The sequence below is a fragment of the Blautia sp. 1033sp1_1033st1_G9_1033SCRN_220408 genome (assembly GCF_040929965.1).
Taxonomy (GTDB): Bacteria; Bacillota; Clostridia; order Lachnospirales; family Lachnospiraceae; genus Blautia_A; species Blautia_A ammoniilytica.
Window position 1 is genome coordinate 48,722 of record NZ_JBFKZO010000010.1, and the last position, 23,429, is coordinate 72,150.

General features: G+C 44.0%; 24 protein-coding genes. 22 read left to right on the top strand and 2 right to left on the bottom strand.

Annotation, left to right across the window (positions count from 1 at the left end):
* Window positions 1–105 precede the first annotated feature (105 nt).
* Together AB5916_RS09220 and AB5916_RS09225 are read right to left on the bottom strand one after the other, a co-directional pair.
* Window positions 106–855 (bottom strand): nitroreductase family protein, encoded by a 750-nt coding sequence (locus AB5916_RS09220; RefSeq protein WP_173726402.1) that lies wholly within the window; start codon window positions 853–855, stop codon window positions 106–108.
* On the bottom strand, window positions 852–1,478 hold the full coding sequence (locus AB5916_RS09225; RefSeq protein WP_158420574.1) for a TetR/AcrR family transcriptional regulator: 627 nt from the start codon (window positions 1,476–1,478) through the stop codon (window positions 852–854). Before AB5916_RS09225 ends, AB5916_RS09220 begins: the two co-directional genes overlap by 4 nt.
* Window positions 1,479–1,806: 328 nt before the next feature.
* Here AB5916_RS09225 and AB5916_RS09230 point away from each other — a divergent pair, with 328 nt between their 5' ends.
* The 22 genes from AB5916_RS09230 (at window position 1,807) to AB5916_RS09335 (ending at window position 23,422) form a co-directional block, all read left to right on the top strand.
* Window positions 1,807–4,848: a hypothetical protein gene (locus AB5916_RS09230; protein WP_368190476.1), complete on the top strand. Its 3,042-nt coding sequence runs from the start codon at window positions 1,807–1,809 to the stop codon at window positions 4,846–4,848.
* A 122-nt stretch (window positions 4,849–4,970) separates the two neighbouring features.
* Window positions 4,971–6,173, top strand: a complete 1,203-nt coding sequence (locus AB5916_RS09235) for an FtsW/RodA/SpoVE family cell cycle protein (protein ID WP_368190478.1) — start codon at window positions 4,971–4,973, stop codon at window positions 6,171–6,173.
* Between the two features lie 73 nt (window positions 6,174–6,246).
* Window positions 6,247–6,480: an acyl carrier protein gene (gene acpP / locus AB5916_RS09240; protein ID WP_158420577.1), complete on the top strand. Its 234-nt coding sequence runs from the start codon at window positions 6,247–6,249 to the stop codon at window positions 6,478–6,480.
* A 229-nt stretch (window positions 6,481–6,709) separates the two neighbouring features.
* Window positions 6,710–7,453 (top strand): Sir2 family NAD-dependent protein deacetylase, encoded by a 744-nt coding sequence (locus AB5916_RS09245; RefSeq protein ID WP_173726405.1) that lies wholly within the window; start codon window positions 6,710–6,712, stop codon window positions 7,451–7,453.
* A 108-nt stretch (window positions 7,454–7,561) separates the two neighbouring features.
* Window positions 7,562–9,028, top strand: coding sequence for a glutamate--tRNA ligase (gene gltX, locus AB5916_RS09250; protein WP_368190480.1), 1,467 nt, complete (start codon window positions 7,562–7,564; stop codon window positions 9,026–9,028).
* Window positions 9,029–9,043: 15 nt separating this feature from the next.
* A complete protein-coding gene (locus AB5916_RS09255; RefSeq protein WP_173726407.1) occupies window positions 9,044–10,891 on the top strand; it encodes an ATP-dependent helicase in 1,848 nt (615 codons plus the stop codon).
* Between the two features lie 47 nt (window positions 10,892–10,938).
* Window positions 10,939–11,859 (top strand): stage III sporulation protein AA, encoded by a 921-nt coding sequence (spoIIIAA, locus tag AB5916_RS09260; RefSeq protein WP_368190533.1) that lies wholly within the window; start codon window positions 10,939–10,941, stop codon window positions 11,857–11,859.
* Window positions 11,853–12,371, top strand: a complete 519-nt coding sequence (locus AB5916_RS09265) for a stage III sporulation protein AB (RefSeq protein WP_368190481.1) — start codon at window positions 11,853–11,855, stop codon at window positions 12,369–12,371. Before spoIIIAA ends, AB5916_RS09265 begins: the two co-directional genes overlap by 7 nt.
* Before the next feature lie 21 nt (window positions 12,372–12,392).
* Window positions 12,393–12,587: a stage III sporulation protein AC gene (gene spoIIIAC, locus AB5916_RS09270; RefSeq protein ID WP_158420583.1), complete on the top strand. Its 195-nt coding sequence runs from the start codon at window positions 12,393–12,395 to the stop codon at window positions 12,585–12,587.
* A 75-nt stretch (window positions 12,588–12,662) separates the two neighbouring features.
* A complete protein-coding gene (locus AB5916_RS09275; protein ID WP_158420584.1) occupies window positions 12,663–13,049 on the top strand; it encodes a SpoIIIAC/SpoIIIAD family protein in 387 nt (128 codons plus the stop codon).
* A complete protein-coding gene (locus AB5916_RS09280) occupies window positions 13,046–14,200 on the top strand; it encodes a stage III sporulation protein AE (RefSeq protein ID WP_158420585.1) in 1,155 nt (384 codons plus the stop codon). The genes AB5916_RS09275 and AB5916_RS09280 overlap by 4 nt, the downstream gene beginning before the upstream one ends.
* Window positions 14,197–14,757: a stage III sporulation protein AF gene (locus AB5916_RS09285; protein ID WP_158420586.1), complete on the top strand. Its 561-nt coding sequence runs from the start codon at window positions 14,197–14,199 to the stop codon at window positions 14,755–14,757. Before AB5916_RS09280 ends, AB5916_RS09285 begins: the two co-directional genes overlap by 4 nt.
* A 25-nt stretch (window positions 14,758–14,782) precedes the next feature.
* Window positions 14,783–15,079 (top strand): hypothetical protein, encoded by a 297-nt coding sequence (locus tag AB5916_RS09290; protein WP_368190483.1) that lies wholly within the window; start codon window positions 14,783–14,785, stop codon window positions 15,077–15,079.
* A gap of 11 nt (window positions 15,080–15,090) precedes the next feature.
* The gene (locus AB5916_RS09295) at window positions 15,091–15,813 is read left to right on the top strand and encodes a SpoIIIAH-like family protein (protein ID WP_368190484.1); all 723 of its coding nucleotides are present in this window, start codon (window positions 15,091–15,093) and stop codon (window positions 15,811–15,813) included.
* A 141-nt stretch (window positions 15,814–15,954) separates the two neighbouring features.
* A complete protein-coding gene (locus tag AB5916_RS09300) occupies window positions 15,955–17,544 on the top strand; it encodes a peptide chain release factor 3 (protein ID WP_158420589.1) in 1,590 nt (529 codons plus the stop codon).
* Window positions 17,545–17,615: 71 nt separating this feature from the next.
* Entirely contained in the window at window positions 17,616–18,002 is a 387-nt protein-coding gene (locus AB5916_RS09305) for an Asp23/Gls24 family envelope stress response protein (protein ID WP_158420590.1), read from the top strand.
* 32 nt (window positions 18,003–18,034) lie between these two features.
* Complete coding sequence (gene nusB / locus AB5916_RS09310) at window positions 18,035–18,436, top strand: transcription antitermination factor NusB (RefSeq protein ID WP_158420591.1); 402 nt, start codon at window positions 18,035–18,037, stop codon at window positions 18,434–18,436.
* Window positions 18,429–19,643, top strand: coding sequence for an exodeoxyribonuclease VII large subunit (gene xseA, locus AB5916_RS09315; RefSeq protein WP_173726412.1), 1,215 nt, complete (start codon window positions 18,429–18,431; stop codon window positions 19,641–19,643). Before nusB ends, xseA begins: the two co-directional genes overlap by 8 nt.
* Window positions 19,631–19,861, top strand: a complete 231-nt coding sequence (xseB, locus tag AB5916_RS09320) for an exodeoxyribonuclease VII small subunit (protein ID WP_158420593.1) — start codon at window positions 19,631–19,633, stop codon at window positions 19,859–19,861. The genes xseA and xseB overlap by 13 nt, the downstream gene beginning before the upstream one ends.
* Complete coding sequence (locus tag AB5916_RS09325) at window positions 19,845–20,732, top strand: polyprenyl synthetase family protein (RefSeq protein ID WP_368190535.1); 888 nt, start codon at window positions 19,845–19,847, stop codon at window positions 20,730–20,732. Before xseB ends, AB5916_RS09325 begins: the two co-directional genes overlap by 17 nt.
* Before the next feature lie 13 nt (window positions 20,733–20,745).
* Window positions 20,746–22,605, top strand: coding sequence for a 1-deoxy-D-xylulose-5-phosphate synthase (gene dxs / locus AB5916_RS09330; RefSeq protein WP_368190489.1), 1,860 nt, complete (start codon window positions 20,746–20,748; stop codon window positions 22,603–22,605).
* Window position 22,606: 1 nt separating this feature from the next.
* On the top strand, window positions 22,607–23,422 hold the full coding sequence (locus AB5916_RS09335; RefSeq protein WP_173726415.1) for a TlyA family RNA methyltransferase: 816 nt from the start codon (window positions 22,607–22,609) through the stop codon (window positions 23,420–23,422).
* The last annotated feature ends 7 nt before the right edge of the window (window positions 23,423–23,429 follow it).

The window sequence follows — 23,429 nt, forward strand, 5'->3', positions numbered from 1 at the left end:
AAGACAGATATGGAACGAAAAAAGATGGTAGTGAACAGCTTCTTCTGGCACAGCTGCATTGGCTGATTGCTGATGAATATGATGAGATGAATATGATTAATAATTTTAATTGCTTTCTTTCAAAGACTGATCCATAAAATCTTTCAGGTAAATTTTAGCAGAACGGTTCATTTCCCTGGAAAAATCGGATTCATATTTACGTGTGCAAAAAGCAGACATCCAGTCCTGATAATTTTTGGCACCGGTATGACCAGTGAACATATCCTGAATTTCTTCACTTGTTTTATCCTGATATCCGTTTTCGCACACCATATGGGAAAGGGAAAAACGATCAGGCTTTGGCCTGGTCTGCTGCTGTGCAGTTGGATAACCAAGAACAAGCATGCATGCAGGATATACATATTCTGGGATATTAAGCAGGGCTTTTACATCCTCGGCATTTTCCATAATATCACCAATATAACAGGAGCCAAGGCCCAGGCTTTGGGCAGCAGTTACTGTATTTTGAGCAGCAATGAGCGCATCCTCAATAGAAAGGAAAAGATCTCCAGGTCCTGGATCTCTTGGGATAAGTCCGGCTTCTCTATAGAAAGACAGCCATTTGCGGCAATCTGCACAAAAAATCAGAACAACAGGTGCATTGGCAATAAATGTCTGATGATCGCAAAGAAAGGAAAGCCGTTCTTTTTTTGCTTGATCTGTGATATCCAGGATGGTGTACAAAAGCTGGCAACCTGCAGAGGGAGCCTGCAGAGCTGCATTTAAGATCAGCTCTTTTTCCTTTTGGGAAACTGGCTGATCTGTAAATACACGAACAGATTTCCGGGAATAAAGAGCTTTTATGATTTCGTTCATGGACAGACATCTCCTTTTTCTGAAAAAGTATTAAGAAGAGCATCAATTGAATCATGAAGATATGGCTTATATTCCTCCAGAGTAACTGGCTGAGAATACAGGATACAGCTATAGCAGGTAGATCCTACCAGTTCGATGATCGTAAAGAGGACAAGCTCCGGAGAGCGAAATGTCCTGCCGCTTAAAGCAAGCAGATCAAGAAAAGACTGATAAAAATGATAGTCTTCATCGGTTTCGGTTGTTATTTTTTCTTCAAAGGCTCCTTTAAAAATTCCCCATGCCAGATTTTTGGAAATGAAAACAAGAAGGTTATGATCCTTTTCAAGCTGTGTAAGGATATAATCTACAATAAAATGAATCTGGTCATTAAAATCTGTAAGGTGTGCCTGAAGAAGTGCTTCATGTGCATCGTAAAAAAGCTCTCCGGTTTTGTGAGAGATCAGTTTGTTGCGGATATCATATTTATCTTTAAAATAAAGATAGAAGGTACCTTTCGCAACACCAGCGCTTTCTACGATATCTGAAATCGTAGTCTTTGCAATTCCTTTTGTGGTGAAAAGATCAAAAGCTGTGGTATACAATGCGTTTTTCTTTTTTTTCTTATTTGATTCCAGTTTACCCATAAAAAAACCTCCTGGATCGGCAGATATGGAGGGAACAAAGTATATTAGGTTTGAGATGAATTCCACCTGTACAGGTAGTAAGCGGCAAAATACTATCAGTTGTTATGAATTTAAGCTGTTAGCAAGTGCCCTTATCCTTATTTTAAACAATAATGACTAAAAGTCAATAAACATAAGGGAAAATATTGGAGAAAAAGATATTGACTATTGGTCATTTCTGTTATATAACATTCCATAGATTAAAACATGACCGTTGGTCATAAAGATAAAAAGGCAGATAAAGACAAAGTGATTAGCAGAAACAAAACAGAAAGGAAGTTGTAGAATCATGAATCGTAATAGAAGAATTGCAACAGTAACCGTAGCAGCAGGAATGGCAGCTGTACTTACTGCAGGAACTGTAATGGCTGCACAGGAAACAGGTGATCAGATTAGCAAAGAAGAAACAGTATATGTAAATGCAGGTGCAGATGGAGCAGTTACGGATGTAACCGTATCTGACTGGCTGAAGAATTCAGGAACGACAAAGGGCGAACTTACAGATACTTCTGATCTGTCAGATATTAAAAATGTAAAGGGTGATGAGACTTTCCAGCAGGATGGAGAGAATGTGACCTGGAATACAGATGGCGATGATATTTATTATCAGGGTAAATCAGATAAAGATCTGCCGGTTTCCGTGTCTATTAAATACTATTTGGATGGCACAGAAATTAAGCCTGAAGAACTGGTCGGCAAGACAGGACATCTTCGCATGGAAGTAACTTATACTAATAATGCAAAACAGACAAAAAAGATTGATGACAAAGATGTTGATATTTATTCACCTTTTGTTATGATGACCGGCATGATCCTTCCTGGTGATAATTATACGAATATAACTGTAGATAATGGAAAGGTTATCTCTGATGGAGATAAAGAAATGGTTGTAGGTGTGGCAATTCCTGGATTAAAGGAAAGCCTGGATTTGTCCAGTGATCTGTCTGACAAGATTAATATTCCGGAAAGCTTTACAATGGAAGCAGACGTAACAAATTGTCCGGTAAAATCTACTTATACCGTTGCGCTTACTGATCTTCTTAAGGATTTTGATTTCAGTGACAATGAAGATCTGGATGAATTAAAGGATAACCTGAACGATCTTGATGAAGCAGCATTGAAGCTGGTAGATGGAACAAGTGATCTGTTCGATGGAGTTGATACACTGGATGAGAAATACAAAGATTTTGCAGATGGTATTTCTACTTTGCAGGATGGAGTAGGAGAACTGTCAGAGGGGGCTGGTACACTTTCTGATGGCATCAGTTCTTATACATCTGGTGCAGATACACTGGCAAGCGGTGTACAGCAGTATACCAAGGGAACGAACACATTGGCAAGCGGTGTACAGAAGTATACAAAAGGTGTGGATACTGTAAACGATAATATGGGAGACTATGCAAAAGGCATAAAAACACTTACAAAAGGTGTGAATGCTTATGTAAAGGGGGGTAATCAGCTGGCTTCAGGTGTAACTGCTTATGTTAATGGAGCACAGACACTTACAAAAGGGGTTTCACAATATACAGAAGGCGTGGATACCCTTGCAAATGGAACAAAGGCTTATGTAGGCGGTATCAAACAGCTGGTACAGGGAATCGGACAGCTGGTACCTGGAATTAATACAGCAGTACAGGGCATTACGAATGCAGCACAGCTGTTAAACAGTGTTGCAGAGGATGTGGCAAAGCTTGAAAATCCACAGGCAATGATCCAAGGATTGGAAACTTATGTATCTGGTGCAGCTGGGGTTGCAGCAGGAACTACAAACTACATGAATAATGCAGGTGCTGTTGCAGATAATCTGGCGAATCTGCAGCAACAGAGTGCAGGACTTGGCACCACTGCAGATACTGCAAAAAAAGCAATTGGAACTGTACAAAGCACATTGACAGACGTAATGACAGAAAGCGGTAAAGCTGCCAAGGTAATGGCTGATGCAGCAAGCCAGCTTTCCGCATCTGGTGCAGCAGGTCAGTCTGCCGCTACTGTAGATACACAATCAGTAACGGCCAGCACAGCAGCTGTCAGCCAGGATCTGGGAAATGCACAGACGCAGATTGCTAGTCTGCAAAGTGCTCTTGCTGGAGCTGAGATGGACGAGGCGACTAAGGCCAATCTGAATGCTATCTTAAGTGGAATTAGTGGCAGTGTTGGAAGTGCACAGACCAATCTTGGAGCTGTAGATCAAAATGCCCAGGCAGTAGCTGCAAGTGCAAATGAAGCTGTTAATTCTGCCAATGCCCAGACCACATCTGCCAATGCGGCTGCATCTACAGTAGCAGAACTGGCAGGTCAGCTGAGTACAGAAGCAGGTAATCTGAACAAGAAGATATCTGATGCCAAGACAACTATTTCAGGACTTGGTCTTGAGAACATGACATCACAGCTGGATAAGCTGAAAACTCTGGAGACAGGTATTGATACACTTGCAACAGAGGCACAGGGCCTGAAGAATAGTACAGATGCTGCTAAATTAAGTGCCGGAGCAGCAGGCATTACGGCACAGGCATCGGCTGTAGAGTCAGGCGTCAGTGCACTGGGTGGTCTTCTTACCAAAGCAGGAGATCTTTCTTCTGTATCGGCAGATGTAGCAAAATTAAATGCCGGTGTGAAAGATCTTACAGAAGGCAATACCAATCTGCAAACTGGATATGATACTCTTGTAAAGGCTGACACAGAAAAACTTCTTGCAGGAGCAGACACATTGCTGCAGAAAAGCCAGGAAGTAAATGCAGGTATCACACAGCTTCAGGGGAAAGATGATGCAAATGCAACACAGCTTCTTCAGGGAGCAAAAGCATTACAGAATGCAAAGAAGACCCTGACTGACGGAACAAAACAGATCAATAAGGCAACCGGAAAGCTTCAAAGCGGTGTAAGCCTTCTTGCATCTAATAGTGGAGCACTGTACAGCGGAGCAGGACAGCTTCTTGCTAACAGTGGTACTTTAAGCAGTGGAGCAGGACAGCTTAGTGCAAACAGCAGCAAGCTGAACAGTGGAGCACAGGAGCTTACAAGCGGTATCGGTACCTTATCTGAGGGCACTGCTGATCTGAAGGATGGAAGTGATCAGGTTCAGGATGGTATTGGTGAACTGAAGGACGGTGCAGAAGAACTGAAAGATGGACAGCAGGAATTTTATGATGAGGGTATCACTAAGCTGAAAGATATGGTGGATAAAGATCTGCAGGATATCCTGGATCGTCTGGAAGCAATCCAGTCGGATGAGGTTTCTTATGATTCCTATTCAGGAAAGGATTCTTCCATGAACGGAAATGTTAAATTCATTATCGAAACCGCATCCATTGATGCACCAGATGCTGAATAATCTAGTTGTTATATGCATTGCCTAAAAAAAAAGATTCTGCTATAATAAAGGAAATTTAAAGAAGAGGCTGCCGCAGGATGCGTTCTGCGACAGCCCCCGTTTTGTATGTAAAGGGTGATCTTATGGAACAATCAAAAGCAGGTACAAAGGCAGGCAGGCGCAGCAGGTCTTCTGTGCGGCGGAAAAAAAGAGCGGATTATTATGATTACAGCCTGGTTGCAGTGATCATTCTTCTGATCTGTTTTGGACTGATCATGCTGTATAGCACCAGTTCTTATATAGCACAAATGAATTATAATGATGACATGTTTTATTTTAAGAAGCAGGCATTGATCAGTGTGGGCTGTATTGTGATGGCTATCGGGATTTCTATGCTGGATTATCATCTGCTTATCAAATTGACCATGCCTCTTTATGGAACTGCCATCGTTTTGATGGGGCTTGTTAAGACGTCTCTTGGGCATGAATCACATGGCGCTAAAAGATGGATCCAGATTGGCTCTCTTCCGCAGTTCCAGCCGGCAGAAGTAGCCAAGATCGCAGTGATCGTGTGCCTGTCCTATATGATCGTACAGATGGGCAAAACTGTTAAAACTTTAAAGGCCTGTATGGTTCTGGCTGGACTTGGAGGTCTGCAGGGCCTGGCTGCCTATGTACTCACCAGTAACTTAAGTACAGCCATTATTATTTTTTGTATTACAGCAGGTCTGATTTTTGTTGCACATCCCAAGACACGGCCGTTTATGATCGGCCTTGCCCTTATTGCTGCACTTGCAGTGATTGGTGTAATGATCCTTTCAAAAACATTGGAGACCAGTTCAAGCTTCCGTATCCGACGTATTCTTGTATGGCTGCATCCTGAGGATTATGCCAGCGGTGATGGGTATCAAACACTTCAGGCACTTTATGCCATTGGATCTGGTGGGATTTTCGGACGTGGCCTTGGTAACAGTATTCAGAAGCTGGGGAGTGTACCTGAGGCTCAGAATGATATGATTTTTTCCATTATCTGCGAGGAACTGGGGCTTTTTGGGGCTTTACTGGTATTGGTCCTGTTCGGATATCTTCTGTATCGTCTGTTTTTCATTGCACAGAATGCACCGGATCTTTTCGGAAGTCTTCTTGTAACAGGCATTTTTATACATATTGCATTGCAGGTTATCTTTAATATTGCAGTTGTGCTGAATCTGATGCCGAATACAGGAGTTACGCTGCCTTTTATCAGCTATGGGGGAACCTCCATTATGTTCCTTATGATAGAGATGGGACTGGCCCTTGGCGTGGCCAGAAAGATCAGGTTTCTGGAACCGGAATTTATCATGTAAAAAGTCTTGACATATACTATCACAGATTATATACTCCATGCTAAAGGCAATATCTTTTAAAGGAGACAAAGAAATGTTAGAAAGAATGAGAGAAATGATCGCTGAGCAGCTGAACTGCGAGGCAGAGACAATTACTGCTGATACCTCTTTTAAGGATGATCTGGGAGCAGATTCACTGGATCTGTTTGAACTGGTGATGGCACTGGAAGATGAATACAATCTTGAGATTCCTGCAGAAGAGCTGAATGATCTGAATACTGTAGGCGATGTGATAGAATATCTTAAAGACAGAGGCGTGGATGCGTAATTTATTTAATCTCCCCGAGGCGTAAGGCTTCAGGGAGAATTTTTGTGTAACAGGCAATTACTCTATAATGCTCCTATTACACAGTAATGATCATATTACACAAAGCATAAAAAAAGCCTGGTGACAGGAAACTTTTTTGCAGGTTCGCTAATTGAAAAATGATACTTCTCTGGTTATAATAAGGACGCAGCAATGAGAAGACAGATCCTGGAAGCAGGGAGGTAATTTTATGAATGGTTCATACGAAGAAAAGATTGGTTTCCTGAGAAATGTAGTTGACAGGAGCAAATACATGGTATGCCTATTTGGTGTTGGTATCGGCTCTGGCTGTGGCTGCACAAATTACCGTAATGAGGAGGATGCTTATGATATTGAGGCAAAATACGGGTATTCTCCTGATGAGATGTTCAATGTGACTTTTTTCAATACAAGGGTAGAACAGTTTTACCAGTTCTATAAGAAGGATATGATCAGTAATCTGGGTACTATGGACGAAGGACTGTACTGTCTGAAAAGACTGGAGGATGCAGGGAAGCTGAAGTGTATCATCACCAGAGATATTTTTTCGCTTGCCAGACGGGCAGGATGCCAGAATGTATATGAACTCCATGGTAGTGTATATAAGAATACATGTCCCCATTGCGGCAGGGAGTATCCGCTGGAGTATATCCGTGATTCTAAGGGGGTTCCGGTATGCGAAGACTGCGGATCTGTGATACGCCCGGGAGTGTCTATGGTAGGAGAGATCGTTGATAATGGGCTGATCTCACTGGCAGCAGAGGAAGTGCGTAAGGCAGATACGCTGCTGGTATTGGGCTGTAACCTGAAAGCATCCCTTACAAATACGTTCCTTCGGTATTTCCAGGGAAATGAACTTGTTCTGGTAAATGACCGTGAGCACTTTGCAGATAATCGGGCAGACCTTGTGATTCACGGAAATCCTATGGACATTCTAAAGCATTTGGGAGTATAATTTAAGATGCCGGAAGGCATTTTCGGAATATTGTGTAACTGTTTGGCGTGCATAAATAGTCACAGTGTCAGGCGGTTACAATATCATTAAGAAAACAGGAGAAAAAACATGAGTAAGATTCGTACCAGATTTGCACCAAGCCCTACAGGAAGGATGCATGTGGGTAATTTAAGAACCGCATTATATGCATACCTGATCGCAAAACATGAGGGTGGTGACTTTATTTTAAGAATAGAGGATACAGACCAGGAAAGATATGTGGAGGGAGCTGTAGATATTATTTACCGCACCTTGAAAAAGACAGGGCTTCTTCATGATGAAGGACCTGATAAGGATGGGGGTGTAGGCCCTTATGTACAAAGTGAGCGACAGGCATCAGGACTGTATTTAAAATATGCACAGCAGCTGGTAGAACAGGGCGATGCATATTATTGTTTCTGCAAAAAAGAAGAACTGGAAAACATGAAACGTGTAGTAGCCGGTAAGGAGATTTCCATTTATGACAAACGTTGTCTCCGGCTTTCAAAAGAAGAGGTGGAGCGCCGTCTGGCAGCAGGAGAGCCTCATGTGATCCGTTTCAATATGCCTACAGAAGGCACCACCACGTTTCACGATGTAATCTATGGAGATATTACTGTAAATAATGAAGAACTGGAGGATTTGATCCTGATCAAGTCTGACGGATATCCTACCTACAATTTTGCAAATGTAGTAGATGATCATCTAATGGGGATCACCCATGTGGTAAGAGGAAATGAATACCTTTCTTCAGCACCAAAGTATAACAGGATTTATGAAGCCTTTGGCTGGGAGATTCCGGTTTATGTACACTGTCCGCTGATCACAGACGAAACACATGCGAAGCTTTCCAAGCGTTCAGGGCATTCCTCTTATGAGGATCTTCTGGATGCAGGCTTTGTATCAGAGGCAATTGTGAATTATGTGGCACTTCTTGGATGGAGTCCTCAGGATAACGAAGAGATCTTCTCCTTACAGGAGCTGATCGAGAAGTTTGATTATCATCATATTAACAAATCTCCGGCAGTATTTGATATGGGCAAGCTTCGCTGGATGAACGGAGAGTATATCAAGAAAATGGATCCGGAAGTATTCTATGAGAAAGCACTTCCTTATATGGAACAGGTGCTGACCAAAGCTTTTGATTTCCACAGGATCGCAGGAATGGTACAGACAAGGATTGAAGTATTCCCGGATATTCCGGAACTGATCGATTTCTTTGAGAGTGTGCCGGAGTATGATGCTTCCATGTACCGTCACAAAAAAATGAAAACAACAGAAGAATCTTCACTTTTGGTATTACAGGAGGTTCTGCCAGTACTGGAGGCACAGGAGGAATATACCAATGATCCTCTGTATGAAGCTTTAAGTGCATTCGTAAAAGAAAAAGGCTATAAGAATGGTTATGTGATGTGGCCGCTGCGTACTGCTGTTTCTGGAAAGCAGATGACACCAGCCGGAGCTACCGAGATCATGGAGATCATCGGCAAGGAAGAAACCTTGAAAAGAGTAAAGGCTGCCATTGAAAAGCTTAGCAGCGTTACAGCACAGGTATGATCTTCTGAAAAAAGAATGAAAAGAAATCTATCTCAACAACGGGCGATCGCCCACCTGTCAGGACCTATGATGGTTCTGGCAGGCCCCGGTTCGGGGAAAACCTCAGTGATTGTAGAACGAACAGCGTATATGGTCAGGGAGAAGGGGATATCTCCATCTTCCATACTTGTTGTGACCTTTTCCAGGGCTGCTGCAAAAGAAATGCAGGAACGCTTTCTGGAATTTATGGGCATTACAAAAAGCCAGGTTACTTTTGGTACTTTTCACGGGGTGTTTTACGGCATTTTAAAGCAGGCATATGGGCTTGGCCCGGGAAATATACTTACAGAAGAAGAAAAATACGGAATCTTAAAAGAACTGGTTCTGGAATACGGAGAAGATATGTCTGGAGAGGGGGACTTTCTGGAGGATATTGCAAAGGAGATCAGTGTGATCAAGGGAAACCGGATTTCTCCGGAGCATTACTATTCTTCCAGCTGTCCAGATGAAGTATTCCGACAGATCTATCAGGGGTATAAGAAAAAACTTCAGGCAAAACGAAAACTGGATTTTGATGATATGCTTCTGTACTGCTATGAATTGTTTATACAAAGGCAGGATATCCTTAAGGCATGGCAGAAGAAATTTCGTTACATTATGGTTGATGAGTTTCAGGATATTAACCATCTTCAATACGATATTGTACGGATGCTGGCAAGGCCAGAAGACAATCTTTTTATTGTAGGAGATGATGACCAGTCAATTTATCACTTCCGTGGTGCTAGGCCTGAGATCATGCTAAATTTTAAGAAGGATTATCCAAAGGCTGACCAGGTGCTTCTTGATGTAAATTACCGGTGCAGCGGCAATATTCTTTCTGCTGCAATGCAGTTGATCGGAAATAACCGGAAACGGTTTGCAAAAAAGCTGACAACACCAAATGAATCCGGCAGACCAGTAGGAATCAGGGAATTTCAAAATCCAAGAGAAGCTTATCTTACTTTAGCTGCAGAACTTAAGAAACGGTTGGAAAAAGGAGAAAATCTGGAAGACACAGCAATACTTTTCAGGACAAATCAGGAAGCAGAGATGCTTGTAGGGATTCTGATGGAATATCAGATCCCATTTACCATGAAAGAACAGCTTCCTAACCTGTTCAGACACTGGATCTGCCGTGATTTTCTTACTTATCAGGAAATGGCAAAAGGAGATCTTAGCCGTAAAAACTTTCTGCAGGTTATGAACAGGCCTAACCGGTATATTGCAAGGGATGCGCTGGAAGCTCCTGATATAGATTTTCAAAAGCTGAAGGCATATTATAAAGATAAAGACTGGATGTGTGACAGGATCACAACTCTGGAAACCCATCTTCGCATACTGAAAACCTTGCCTCCTTATGCAGCTGTGAATTTTATCAGAAAAGGGATGAAGTATGATGAATATCTGCAGGATTTTGCGGCATTTCGAAAGCTCCGGCCGGAAGAATTCATGGAAGCGGCAGACCGGATCCAGGAAACTGCCATGCAGATGAAAAACCTGGACGAGTGGAAAGAGTATATGGAAGCATACACGGAAAAGCTGAGGGAGCAGGCAAGAAAACAGGATCGGAAAAAAGAAGGTGTTACATTATCCACCCTTCACAGGGTAAAGGGACTTGAGTATGACCGTGTATTAATTATGAACGTGAATGAGGACAGTATGCCTTATAAAAAAGCAGTGTTGGAAGAAGCTGTAGAAGAGGAAAGGCGGCTTTTTTATGTAGGGCTTACCAGAGCGAGAAAGGAACTGACTTTGTGTTATGTACGAAGGCAGTTTGAAAAAGAAAGACAGCCATCCAGATTCCTGGCCGAGGCAGGATTTTTGGAGGAGAAAAGCAGGTACTAAAAGCAAAAGACCTGCATATATTGTTATTGTTAAAGAGGTGATAGAAAATAGACGCAAATCAGATACAGAACCTGTTTCCTGGAAATATCCGAAGGCTGCTTGTAGATGCCAGACTGGATTATGAAAAATTGTATGAGATCCGGCTGCGCGTGGGAAGACCCTTATTTGTTTCCTATGACGGTGGAGAATGTTTCCTGCGAAAACAGGGAGAAGAACAGTACCTGGTTACCCGTGAGGATCTTAAAGAAACTATGGAGCACGTCAGCGGATATTCGCTGTATGCTTATGAGGATGAGATCCGGCAGGGATTTTTAAGTGTACAGGGTGGACACAGGGTAGGAGTAACAGGAAAAGTGATCCTGGACGGAAATCAGATCCGTGGGATGAAATATATTTCCTGTATTAATGTACGGCTGGCACACCAGGTACTTGGGTGTGCTGATCCGGTCATGCCTTATATCCAGAAGAATACCTGGGTGGCACATACATTGATCGTTTCGCCGCCAAGATGCGGAAAAACAACTTTGTTAAGAGATATTATACGACAGTTAAGTAATGGCAGAGAAGGTATACCTGGACTGACCGTTGGTGTGGTGGATGAACGAAGTGAACTGGCAGGATGTTATCAGGGGGTCCCTCAGAATGATCTGGGACCAAGAACTGATATCCTGGACGGATGTCCCAAAGTAGAGGGAATGCAGATGCTGATCCGCTCTATGTCACCTTCTGTTGTGGCAGTGGACGAGCTGGGAAAAGAAGACGACTATAAGGCAGTTGAGTCTGTGATCCATTGTGGCTGTAAACTGATCGCCACTGCTCACGGCGATTCCATGGAGGATGTGCTGGAGCAGCCTTTATTCCGGAAATTGTGGAAAGACCGGGTTTTTCAGAGATATATACTTCTTGGCACAGGGGAACATGCAGGCATGATCCAGGGAATATATGACAGGAATGGAAATTTATGCTGAAAGATGCAGGATTGATTCTGATGGTTCTGGCAGGTGTAGGATTGGGCTTTTCCGGTTCCTGCCGTCTTACTCAAAGACTGGAAGCACTGAATATGTGTATGCAGATGGCGGTTTATCTAAAGGGTGAGATACGCTACGGAAGATTGTCTCTAAAAGAAGCTTTTGCAGATGGAGCGAATAAGCTTTCCGGGGAATACAGGGGCTTTTTTCTGGCAGTAAGCAGGGAACTGGCGCAAAATACTGAAAAGACATTTGCACAGATTTTTGCAGAATGTGGGGAACAGTATCTGGGAAGACTGGAACTGACCCGGGAAGAGCAGGAAGAATTTCTGATTCTTGGCAGCAGGCTGGGATATCTGGATGTGGAAATGCAATGCAGGCAGCTTGAATTGTATGAAAGCAATCTGATACAGCACATTCAGGAAGTGCGGGCACAGATTCCTGCAAAAAAGAAAGTGTATCAGAGTCTTGGACTGCTTGGAGGGCTTCTGGCAGCAGTGCTGGTCTGGTAGAGGGAATGAAAGGAGGAGACCTTGGAGGTCAGTATTATTTTTAAAATTGCTGCAGTTGGGATCCTGGTCTCCGTGCTGTCCCAGGTGCTGAAGCACAGCGGCAGGGATGAACAGGCATTTCTGGTTAGCCTGGCAGGACTTCTGGTTGTTTTATTCTGGATCGTACCTTATATATATGAACTGTTTGACAGTATCCGGCAATTGTTTGAACTTTAGTAACTGTCCAGCAGTTTGTTTCTGGAAAAATACTGAACAGTTACAGACTATAAAGTCAGCAGGAGGCAGATATCCATGGATATTATCAAGATTTCTCTTCTTGGAGTATGTGGTGTAATACTGGGATTTCTTATGAAGGGCACAAGGCCGGAATATACCTGCTTTATCACCCTTGGTATTGGGCTTACGATCCTTGGCCTGGCTGTAGGAAAAATTGCCTATCTGTTTCAGGCACTGGATCAGATCAGTGAAAGTCTGCCTGTGGATGGAAGCTATTTTCTGACCCTGATAAAAATGATGGGGATCACCTACATTGGACAGTTTTCGTCCGGGATCTGTAAGGATGCAGGATATCAGGCAACCGGTGTGCAGATTGAATTATTTTGCAGACTGTCTGTGCTGGTTTTGTGTATTCCTGTACTTATGGCTTTGCTGGAAACAGTTGAGAGTTTTCTGATATGAAAAAAAAGATGATAAAATGGCTGGCTATATGCTTTGTCTTTTTGGCCTGGACAGACTGTGCCCAGGGAGAGACAATGGCTTCAGGTGATGATTTTGTACAGGAGCAGCTTATTGGTCAGATGGACTTTGAAGGGATTCAGAAGATGCTGGATCAGGCACTGGGCAAAGGGGAATTTTCTTTTGCAGATGCAGTAAAAAAAATACTAAGCGGGAACCAGGAAGTTTCAAAAGAGGTGTTGCAGGGATTTCTGCAGGGCCTTTTTTTTAACCTTGTAAAAGGAGAAAAAGACACTTTGCTCAGGATCCTGCTTCTGATCCTTGGAACAGCGTTTCTTACAAATCTGTCAGCAGTATTTGAAGACGGACAGGCTGTAGAAATCACATTTTATATGCTATATCTTCTGCTGTTTATTATGATCATGAATTCCTTTGCACAGTTGTCCTGTAATCTTTCCGGAAGCCTTGGGTGGATCTGTGATTTTATGAAGGTTCTTACACCAGCTTATTTTATGACAGTAGCGGCCTCCACCGGAGCTGCCACGGCAGCTGTTTTTTATCAGGGAATCCTTATGCTGACCTGGATGATCCAGTGGATCCTGACTGCGTTTTTACTGCCAGGTGTGAATCTGTACATTCTGTTATGTCTGGTAAATCATCTGACAAAAGAAAGCATGCTCAGCAAGCTGGCAGATCTTCTGGAAAGTCTGATCCGATGGGGAATGAAAAGCCTGCTTGGAATCGTAACTGGACTGCAGATTGTAAAAGGAATGGTGGCACCGGTGATGGATTCACTGAAACGGACCGCTCTTGGAAAAACTGCTAGTGCGATACCTGGTATAGGAAATGCGGTAAATACAGTTACAGAACTGGTGGTTACAACGGGTGTACTGGTAAGAAACTGTGTAGGTGTGGCAGCTCTTCTGGCTCTTTTAGTCACAGCTGCTGCACCTGTATTGCATTATGGCTTTTTAAGTCTTGCATATCGTTTCCTGGCAGCCCTTGCCCAGCCTGTAGCTGATAAAAGGATCGTAGGTGCGTTGACTACTATGGGAGAAGGCTGCGGATTGCTTCTTAGGATCCTCCTTACAGCTGAAGTGTTGTGTATGCTTATGTTTATTATCCTTACATTAAGCTTTGGAGGAGGCGGATGAAAGAAAATCTGTATGCCTGGATCAAAAACCTGGCTGTTTTTTATCTTCTTTTTACAATGGTGCTTCATCTGGTGCCAGCAGGAAAATATGAAAAATATGTACGTTTTTTTATGGGACTGCTGCTGATCCTGATACTTCTGATTCCTGTATTCACTTTGTTTGGAAAGGCAGAAGAATTAGGAGAAAGCTTTCAGATTTTGTATGACAAGAAAGAAGAGGAGCGAAAAGTACAGGAAGGGGAAAATCTGCAGAAAATGTTTATATGGAAAAGCCTTGAACAACAGCTGGAAGAAGAGATAGCAGAAGATTTAATGAAAAAGAACATGAAAGTTGAAAAGGTGGAAGTACTAATAGAGGGAGAAAACATAAAAGCCGTGTTGTATCTGCAATCAGAACCGGATCAGGAACTGGAGAGGAGGCTGAAGGATGAGCTTTTGGGACAATGGGGGATCCTTGCTGGAAACTGCCAGATCCAGGTTAAAAAAAATAAACCGGACACAGTGGATCACACTTTTTCTGGTGGGACTTCTTCTGGGGGTGATAGCAGTTCCTACTGAAAAAAAGACTGGATCGGATAATCGTGTGGGAAATGCTGCCAGGGAAGAGATACAGGAGCAGGGGAATGCCTCTGCTCTGGAACAAAGGCTTCAGCAGGTGCTTTCCGGCGTGGAAGGCGTGGGAAAGGTACAAGTCATGCTTATGACAGGAAATGAAAAAAGCACCTTTGGCTTTGGCAATGATAACAGCGAATTGATCACAGGAGTGCTGATCGCTGCCCAGGGAGCTGATGATCCGGTGACAGTACGAGAGATTCAGCAGGCTGTGATGGCATTATTTCAGGTGGAAGCCCATAGAATTAAAGTAATAAAAATGATATAAGGAGAGGCAAAGTGAAAAAAGGTTTAAAAAAGAATCAGGTGATCATCACCTCCCTGGCAATTCTGATCGCAGCAGCAGGCTATCTTAATTTTGCGGATGTGGATCTGGGCTTTAAGGATCAGGAGGCCAGCAGCAGTATCCTTGAAGATGTGGATTATGACCTGACAGATGAAACAGCCCTTCTGGATGAGAACGGGGCAGATGGCACCGGGGATACGGAGGATGTGACTGCTCCGGGAGAAGCCGTACTTACAGGGGCATCCGGTTTTGCTGCCCAGGCAAAGCTTTCCAGAGAGCAGATCCGTTCCCAGAATAAAGCAGATCTTCAGGATATTATCAACAACCAGGACATTGGAGAGGAGCAGAAGCAGGAAGCTATTAATACCATGGTATCTGTCACTGAACTGACGGAAAAAGAGGCGGCAGCAGAACTGCTTCTTTCAGCCAAAGGCTTTGAGAATGTGATTGTAAATCTTACAGGAGAAACTGCGGATATCGTAGTGCCGGATACAGATCTGGATGATGCCAGAAGAGCGCAGATCGAGGATATTGTAAAAAGAAAGACAGGGATCGCACCGGAAAATATTGTGATCACTCCTTTAAGCCAGAGCGCTGAGGAAAGCGGCAATAAGGATGCAGGGATCAGCCAGGTACCAGACCAGGAGGCAGAAGAAACTTCAGCAGGGACTGCAAAAAGTGATGATCTGGTTGAAACAGATGGAATCTATGACTGACACAGCCCATTACTGAGGAAACACAGCTGTTTACTGAGGAAATTCCCTTGACAGGAAAGCTTTCTGTATACTAGAATAGGAATGTTTATGAGTTATTATGGGAAACCTATTTATGACAGAACATTTTGCAGGAGGCATGCTGTGTCAAAATATACGAAAGAAATAGAAAAAAGAAGGACCTTTGCTATTATTTCACATCCGGATGCTGGTAAGACCACGCTGACGGAGAAGTTTTTGCTGTATGGCGGAGCCATTAATCTGGCCGGAAGTGTTAAAGGCAAGGCAACGGCCCGTCATGCAGTTTCAGACTGGATGGAGATCGAAAAGGAACGAGGTATTTCTGTTACATCTTCTGTACTTCAGTTTCATTATGATGGATATTGTATTAACATTCTGGATACGCCGGGACATCAGGATTTCTCTGAGGATACTTACAGAACATTAATGGCCGCAGATTCTGCAGTTATGGTCATTGATGGTTCCAAAGGTGTGGAGGCACAGACCAGAAAGCTGTTTAAGGTATGTGTTATGAGACACATTCCTATTTTTACTTTTATCAATAAGATGGACAGGGATGCCAATGATACATTTGATCTTCTGGATGAAATCGAGAAGGAACTGGGGATTGCAACCTGTCCCATCAACTGGCCCATTGGTTCCGGTAAAAAATTCCGTGGTGTTTATGACCGGAATACAGAGAAGATCCTTACGTTTTCTGATACTCAGAAAGGAACAAAGGAAGGCCATATTGAGGAGATACCGCTTCAGGATCCAAGAGCAGATCAGGTAATGGATCCGGAACAGAAAGAGCAGCTTCTTGAAGAAATTGAACTTCTTGATGGTGCAAGTGCTGATTTTGACCAGGAGCTTGTAAGCAAGGGAGAATTAACCCCTGTATTTTTCGGATCTGCACTTACCAACTTTGGTGTGGAAACATTTCTGGAGCATTTCCTGGCGATGACCACTTCTCCTCTTCCAAGAATGTCAGATGCAGGACTGGTGGATCCTATGTCAGATGATTTTTCTGCCTTTGTATTTAAGATCCAGGCAAATATGAATAAAGCGCACAGAGACAGAATCGCTTTTATGAGGATCTGTTCCGGTAAGTTTGATGCTTCCCAGGAGGTATATCATGTACAGGGAGAAAAGAAGATGCGTCTTCTTCAGCCACAGCAAATGATGGCAGAGTCAAGACATGTGGTGGATGAAGCTTATGCAGGAGATATTATCGGTGTGTTTGATCCTGGTATTTTTTCTATCGGAGATACTATTTGTGTGCCTGGCAAGAAATTTGCTTTTGAAGGGATTCCTACCTTTGCACCGGAGCATTTTGCAAGAGTGCGCCTTTTGGACACCATGAAGAGAAAGCAGTTTGTCAAGGGGATCACACAGATCGCCCATGAAGGAGCGATCCAGATTTTTCAGGAGTTGTTTGGAAACATGGAAGAGATTATTGTGGGAGTTGTTGGTGTGCTTCAGTTTGATGTGCTGAAATTCCGCCTGGAGAATGAGTATAATGTGGAGATTCGTCTGGAGAATCTTCCTTATGAGCATATCCGGTGGATCGCCAATAAAGACAAAGTAGATGTGGACAGTATTACCGGTACTTCAGATATGAAGAAAGTAACAGATCTTAAGGGAAATCCGCTTCTTCTCTTTGTAAATCCGTGGAGTGTGGGAATGACACAGGACAGAAATCCGGATTTAATATTGACGGAATTCAGCAAATAACCCTTTTCATTTATTGGGTGATTTGATATAATTACAGGTAACTGAATATAACACCTTAGGAGGGTTATCATATGGCTGAAAAGAGAACAACATATAAAATACAGGATCTTGGCGGCATTGGTGAAGTGAATATTGCAGACGAAGTAGTTGCGATCATTGCTGGTCTGGCAGCTACAGAGGTTGACGGAGTTGCTTCCATGGCTGGGAATATTACAAATGAGCTGGTAAGCAAGCTTGGGATGAAGAGTCTTTCCAAAGGCGTAAAGGTGGAAGTACTGGATGGGATTGTACGTGTAGATCTTACCCTGAATATCCAGTATGGCAAGAATATCCTGGAAACAAGCAAGACAGTCCAGGAAAAGGTTAAGTCTTCCATCGAGAATATGACCGGGCTTGAAGTGGCAGATGTGAATATCCACATTGCCAGCGTAGATATGGAGAATGAAAAAGGAAAGTAAGGCTTTCCTTTTTTAGATTGCGGGAGGATATTATGCGAAGAAGGGAACTAAGAGAACATATTTTTAAACTTCTGTTTATGACCCAGTTTAATTCCCAGGACGAGATGGGAGAGCAGGTGCAGCTTTATTTTGAAGGCCTTGCTGAAGGAGAAGAGAAGGATCTGGAGTATATCCGGGAGAAATATAATCATGTACTGGAGCATTTGGAGGATATTGACAGACAGCTGAATGAGACGAGCCATGGATGGAAGACAAAGCGAATGAACCGTGTGGATCTTACAGCTTTAAGACTGGCTGTTTATGAGATCAAGTATGACCCGGATGTTCCTACAGGGGTTGCCATTAATGAGGCAGTGGAGCTGGCCAAGCGCTTTGGCGGGGAAGCCTCAGGTTCTTTTGTGAACGGTATCCTTGGTAAGCTGGCAAATGAATAATATATATTCTGTAGGACAGGTAAACAGCTATGTGCGTAATATGTTTACCCAGGATTACTTCCTTCAGAAGCTTCAGGTTAAGGGAGAAGTATCCAACTGTAAGTACCATACCAGCGGACATATCTATTTTTCCCTGAAGGATGAGACAGGCACCCTTTCCTGTGTGATGTTTGCAGGTCAGAGAAAAGGCCTGGCATTCCGTATGAAGGATGGAGATCAGGTTGTGGTAGCCGGTACTATTGATGTTTATCAGCGTGATGGCAGGTATCAGATGTATGCCAGGGAGATCACTTTGGAAGGAGCAGGTGATCTGTATCGCAGATTTCTGCTTCTGAAGCAGGAACTGGAAGAGATGGGTATGTTTGCTCAGGAATACAAGCAGGAGATTCCCAGATTTGTAAAGCGCCTGGGAGTTGTGACTGCACCAACAGGGGCTGCAGTGCAGGATATCCGTAACATTTCCCTGCGGCGCAATCCATATCTGCAGATCGTTTTGTACCCGGCTCTTGTGCAGGGGGAAGGAGCTCCGGAAAGTATTATGAAAGGGATCCGGATCCTGGACGGGCTGGATCTGGATGTGATCATTGTAGGCAGGGGTGGCGGATCCATAGAGGATCTGTGGGCCTTTAATGATGAAAGGGTTGCCAGAGCTATTTTTGAGTGTCAAACTCCCGTGATCTCAGCGGTAGGTCATGAGACAGATTTTACCATTGCTGATTTTGTGGCAGACCTGCGGGCACCTACTCCGTCTGCTGCTGCAGAACTGGCAGTGTTTGATTATAAGAGTATTGTGGACGCAGTCGATTCCGGCAGGGAACGGCTGCATCGTGCCATGTGGGGCAAACTGCAGCTGCTTAAGAGCAGGCTTGATCAGTATCAGGTACGGATGCAGTATCTGAATCCACAGGGAAGGCTGCGGGACAGACAGCAGTATGCAGCGGATATGGAAGAGCGGCTTTATAAAGGAATGGAGGCAAAGCTCCGTGAGAAACGGAATCTTCTTGCGTTATATCTGGAGAAGTATGCAGGCCTGTCGCCCCTTCGGAAACTGAATCAGGGATATTCCTATGTAACGGATATCCAGGGACATGCAGTTACCAGCATTGAAGGTATCAGAGAAAAGGACAGGCTGTTTATCGCTGTCACAGATGGAAGGGTTGAGACAGAGGTAATAGGTACAAATAAGGAGGGGCCATGGCTGAAGTAACAGAACAACAGGATGAATTGTCTGTGGAGACTGCTTTTCAGGAACTCGACAGACTGGCAGACAGGCTGGAGGATCAGGAAACATCCCTGGAGGAATCCTTTGCCCTGTATAAAAAAGGAATGGAATTGTTAAAGTATTGCAGCGAGAAACTGGACACAGTAGAGAAAAAAATGCTGCAGATCAATGAGGATGGGACATTCAGTGAATTTTCAAAGTGAATTACAGGAAAAAACAAAAGAAGCAGAAGAGATAATCTGCAGATATCTGCCGAAGGAGGAAGGTTTTGCCGCTCATCTGGCAGAGGCTATGAATTACAGCGTATGCTCAGGGGGAAAAAGGCTTCGCCCCATACTTCTTGGTGAAACATTTCGACTGTTTAGCGGAAGCGGGCATGTGGCAGAGCCTTTTATGGCTGCGATTGAGATGATCCACACCCATTCCCTGGTACATGATGATCTTCCTGCGCTGGATAATGATGATTACCGCAGAGGTCGACTTACTACCCATAAAGTGTATGGGGAAGCTATGGGAGTTTTAAGCGGAGCCGCTCTTCTGAATTATGCATATGAGACTATGCTGAAGGCATTTGCCCTTACCGAAAGACCACAGGCTGTGATCCGCGCTATGGAGATCATGACCCATAATACCGGCTTGTACGGGATGCTTGGGGGACAGAGTGTAGACGTGGAGAATGATGGCAAGCCTGTTTCAAGGGAAATACTTGATTATATATATGAGAACAAAACTTCTGCGCTGATTCAGGCTTCTATGCTGACAGGAGCAGTTTTGGCAGGAGCAGATGAAAGAGAACTGGCAGTGATCGACCAGGCTGCAAAGAACATAGGCCTGGCTTTTCAGATCAGGGATGACATTCTGGATGTTACCAGTTCCCAGGAAGAACTGGGCAAACCGGTACATAGTGATGAGAAAAACAACAAGACTACATATGTAACACTTATGGGGATCAGCAAAGCCTCAGAGTGTGTAGCAGACTTATCCGGGGAGGCAGTAGCTCTTTTGGATAGCCTGGGTCGAAAAAATGAATTCCTGGATACACTGGTAAGGGAACTGGTGGGACGCAGGAAGTGAAAGAAGGATACGGATGTTTCTGGAAAAGATAAATAAGCCAAATGACATTCATAAGATTGCGCTTGCTGATTTTCCGCAGCTGGCGGATGAAATCCGTCAGTTTCTTATTGAATCTGTAAGCAGAACCGGTGGCCATCTGGCATCAAACCTGGGAGCAGTAGAACTTACCCTTGCAATTCATAATGTGTTGGATTTCCCAGAGGACAAGCTGATTTGGGATGTGGGACATCAGGCTTATACCCACAAGATCCTTACAGGAAGAAAGGATGCATTTGCCACTCTTCGTAAAGAAGGCGGTTTAAGCGGGTTTCCTAAGAGAGCGGAAAGTGACTGTGATGCTTTTGATGCAGGACACAGTTCCAATTCCATATCTGCAGGGCTTGGCTATGTTCGGGCCAGGGATCTTTTGGGCAGGAAGAACCATGTGGTGTCTGTGATCGGAGATGGGGCACTTACCGGCGGTATGGCTTACGAGGCATTGAATAATGCAGCGGAACTGGATACGAATTTTATTATTGTGATCAATGACAATAATATGTCCATTTCAAAGAATGTTGGTGGAATGTCTACGTATTTAAGTGCTTTGCGTACAGCAGAGGCTTATACAGGAATGAAGATAGGAGTTACAAAAGCGGTCAAAAAGATTCCTAAAGTGGGAACAGCTATGGTAGATGCTGTCCGCCGTACCAAAAGCAGTATCAAACAGCTTTTTATTCCTGGAATGTTGTTTGAAAATATGGGACTTACCTATTTGGGGCCTGTGGATGGCCACAATATGCGGCAGATGATGAAGCTGTTTAATGAAGCTAAAAGGGTGGAAGGGGCAGTTGTAGTACATGTGATCACGGAAAAGGGCAGAGGATACAAGCCTGCAAGTACCTATCCGGACAGGTTCCACGGTACGGGACCTTTTGATATACAGACAGGAAAAGCCCTGACTGTGAAAGAAGCACCTACCTATACAGATGTATTTGCCAAAGGAATGGTCCGGCTTGGAGAAGAAAATACAAAGCTTGCAGCTATTACGGCAGCTATGCCGGAGGGAACCGGACTGAAAGCATTTCAGCAGGCATTTCCTGACCGCTTTTTTGATGTGGGGATCGCAGAAGAGCATGCAGTCACTTTTGCAGCAGGATTGGCCCTAGGAGGGATCATTCCTGTGGTGGCGGTGTATTCTTCCTTCCTTCAAAGGGCAGTGGATCAGATCCTTCATGATGTGTGTATGCAGAAGCTTCATGTAATATTTGCCATTGACCGGGCAGGATTGGTCGGCGCAGATGGAGAGACCCATCAGGGGAATTTTGACCTTTCTTATCTGAGCATGATGCCAGGGATGACAGTAATGGCACCAAAAAATGACTGGGAGCTGGAAGCCATGCTGGAAGCAGCAGTAAATGGAGACGGACCGTATGCCATCCGTTATCCCAAAGGAACAGCATGTACAGAGTTTCAGCAGTTTCAGGCACCGATCCTCCGTGGAAAGGCAGAGATCCTTTCCAAAGGGAAAAAGGCAGCCATACTGGCAGTTGGCAGCATGGTGTCTGTTTGTCAGGATGCAGTAAAGCTTCTGAAAGAACAGGGAATAGATCCCACATTTGTAAATGCCAGGTTTATAAAGCCTTTGGATACAGCCTTATTGGATGAACTGGCAGAAGACCATCAGCTGTTTGTTACCGTAGAAGAAAATGTAAAAAGCGGAGGTTTTGGAGAGCATGTATGTGCCTATATGGAAGCATGCCATCCGGGATGCAGGGTGATACCCATTGCTATCTGGGACAGATTTGTGCCTCAGGGCAGTATTGACAGCCTTCGGTGCAAGGTCGGACTTTCTGCAGCAGAGATCGCGCAGACAGTAGAAACGGGGATTTCATAATATGAAAAAAAGACTGGATATTTTATTGGTAGAGCATGGACTTGCCTCTTCCAGAGAGAAAGCAAAAGCATATATTATGTCCGGAGATGTGTATGTAGACGGACAAAAAGAAGATAAAGCCGGATCCATGTTCGGAGAAGGCGTAAAGATCGAGATGCGCGGAAATACATTACCCTATGTAAGCAGAGGCGGTTTGAAACTGGAAAAGGCCATGAAGAATTTTGACATTCATCTGGACGGAAAGGTATGTATGGATGTTGGAGCATCCACAGGAGGTTTTACAGACTGTATGCTTCAAAACGGGGCTGTCCGTGTATTTTCCATTGATGTAGGATATGGTCAGCTGGATTGGAAGCTTCGCAATGATCCAAGAGTGGTCTGCATGGAAAAAACCAATATTCGTTATGTGGTTCCAGAGGATCTGGGAGAGGCTGCTGATTTTTCTTCGATTGATGTGTCCTTTATTTCATTGACAAAGGTACTGCCGCCGGTACGGCAGCTTCTGAAAGAAGATGGAGAGATCGTATGCCTGATCAAGCCTCAGTTTGAGGCGGGCAGAGAAAAGGTAGGCAAAAAAGGAGTTGTCCGTGATCCGCAGGTTCACAGAGAAGTGATCGAAAAGGTTCGTGATTTTGCCATGGGGATTGGTTTGGAGCCATGCCATCTGTCCTTTTCACCGATCAAGGGACCGGAGGGAAATATAGAATATCTGCTTCATCTGCAAAAGCGTCCGGAAGGAGTCCTGGTCACAGATCAGCTGCAGACCACGGTAGAGTCTATAGTAGAAGAAGCCCATGGTATGCTGGACAGGAAATAGGTGGATC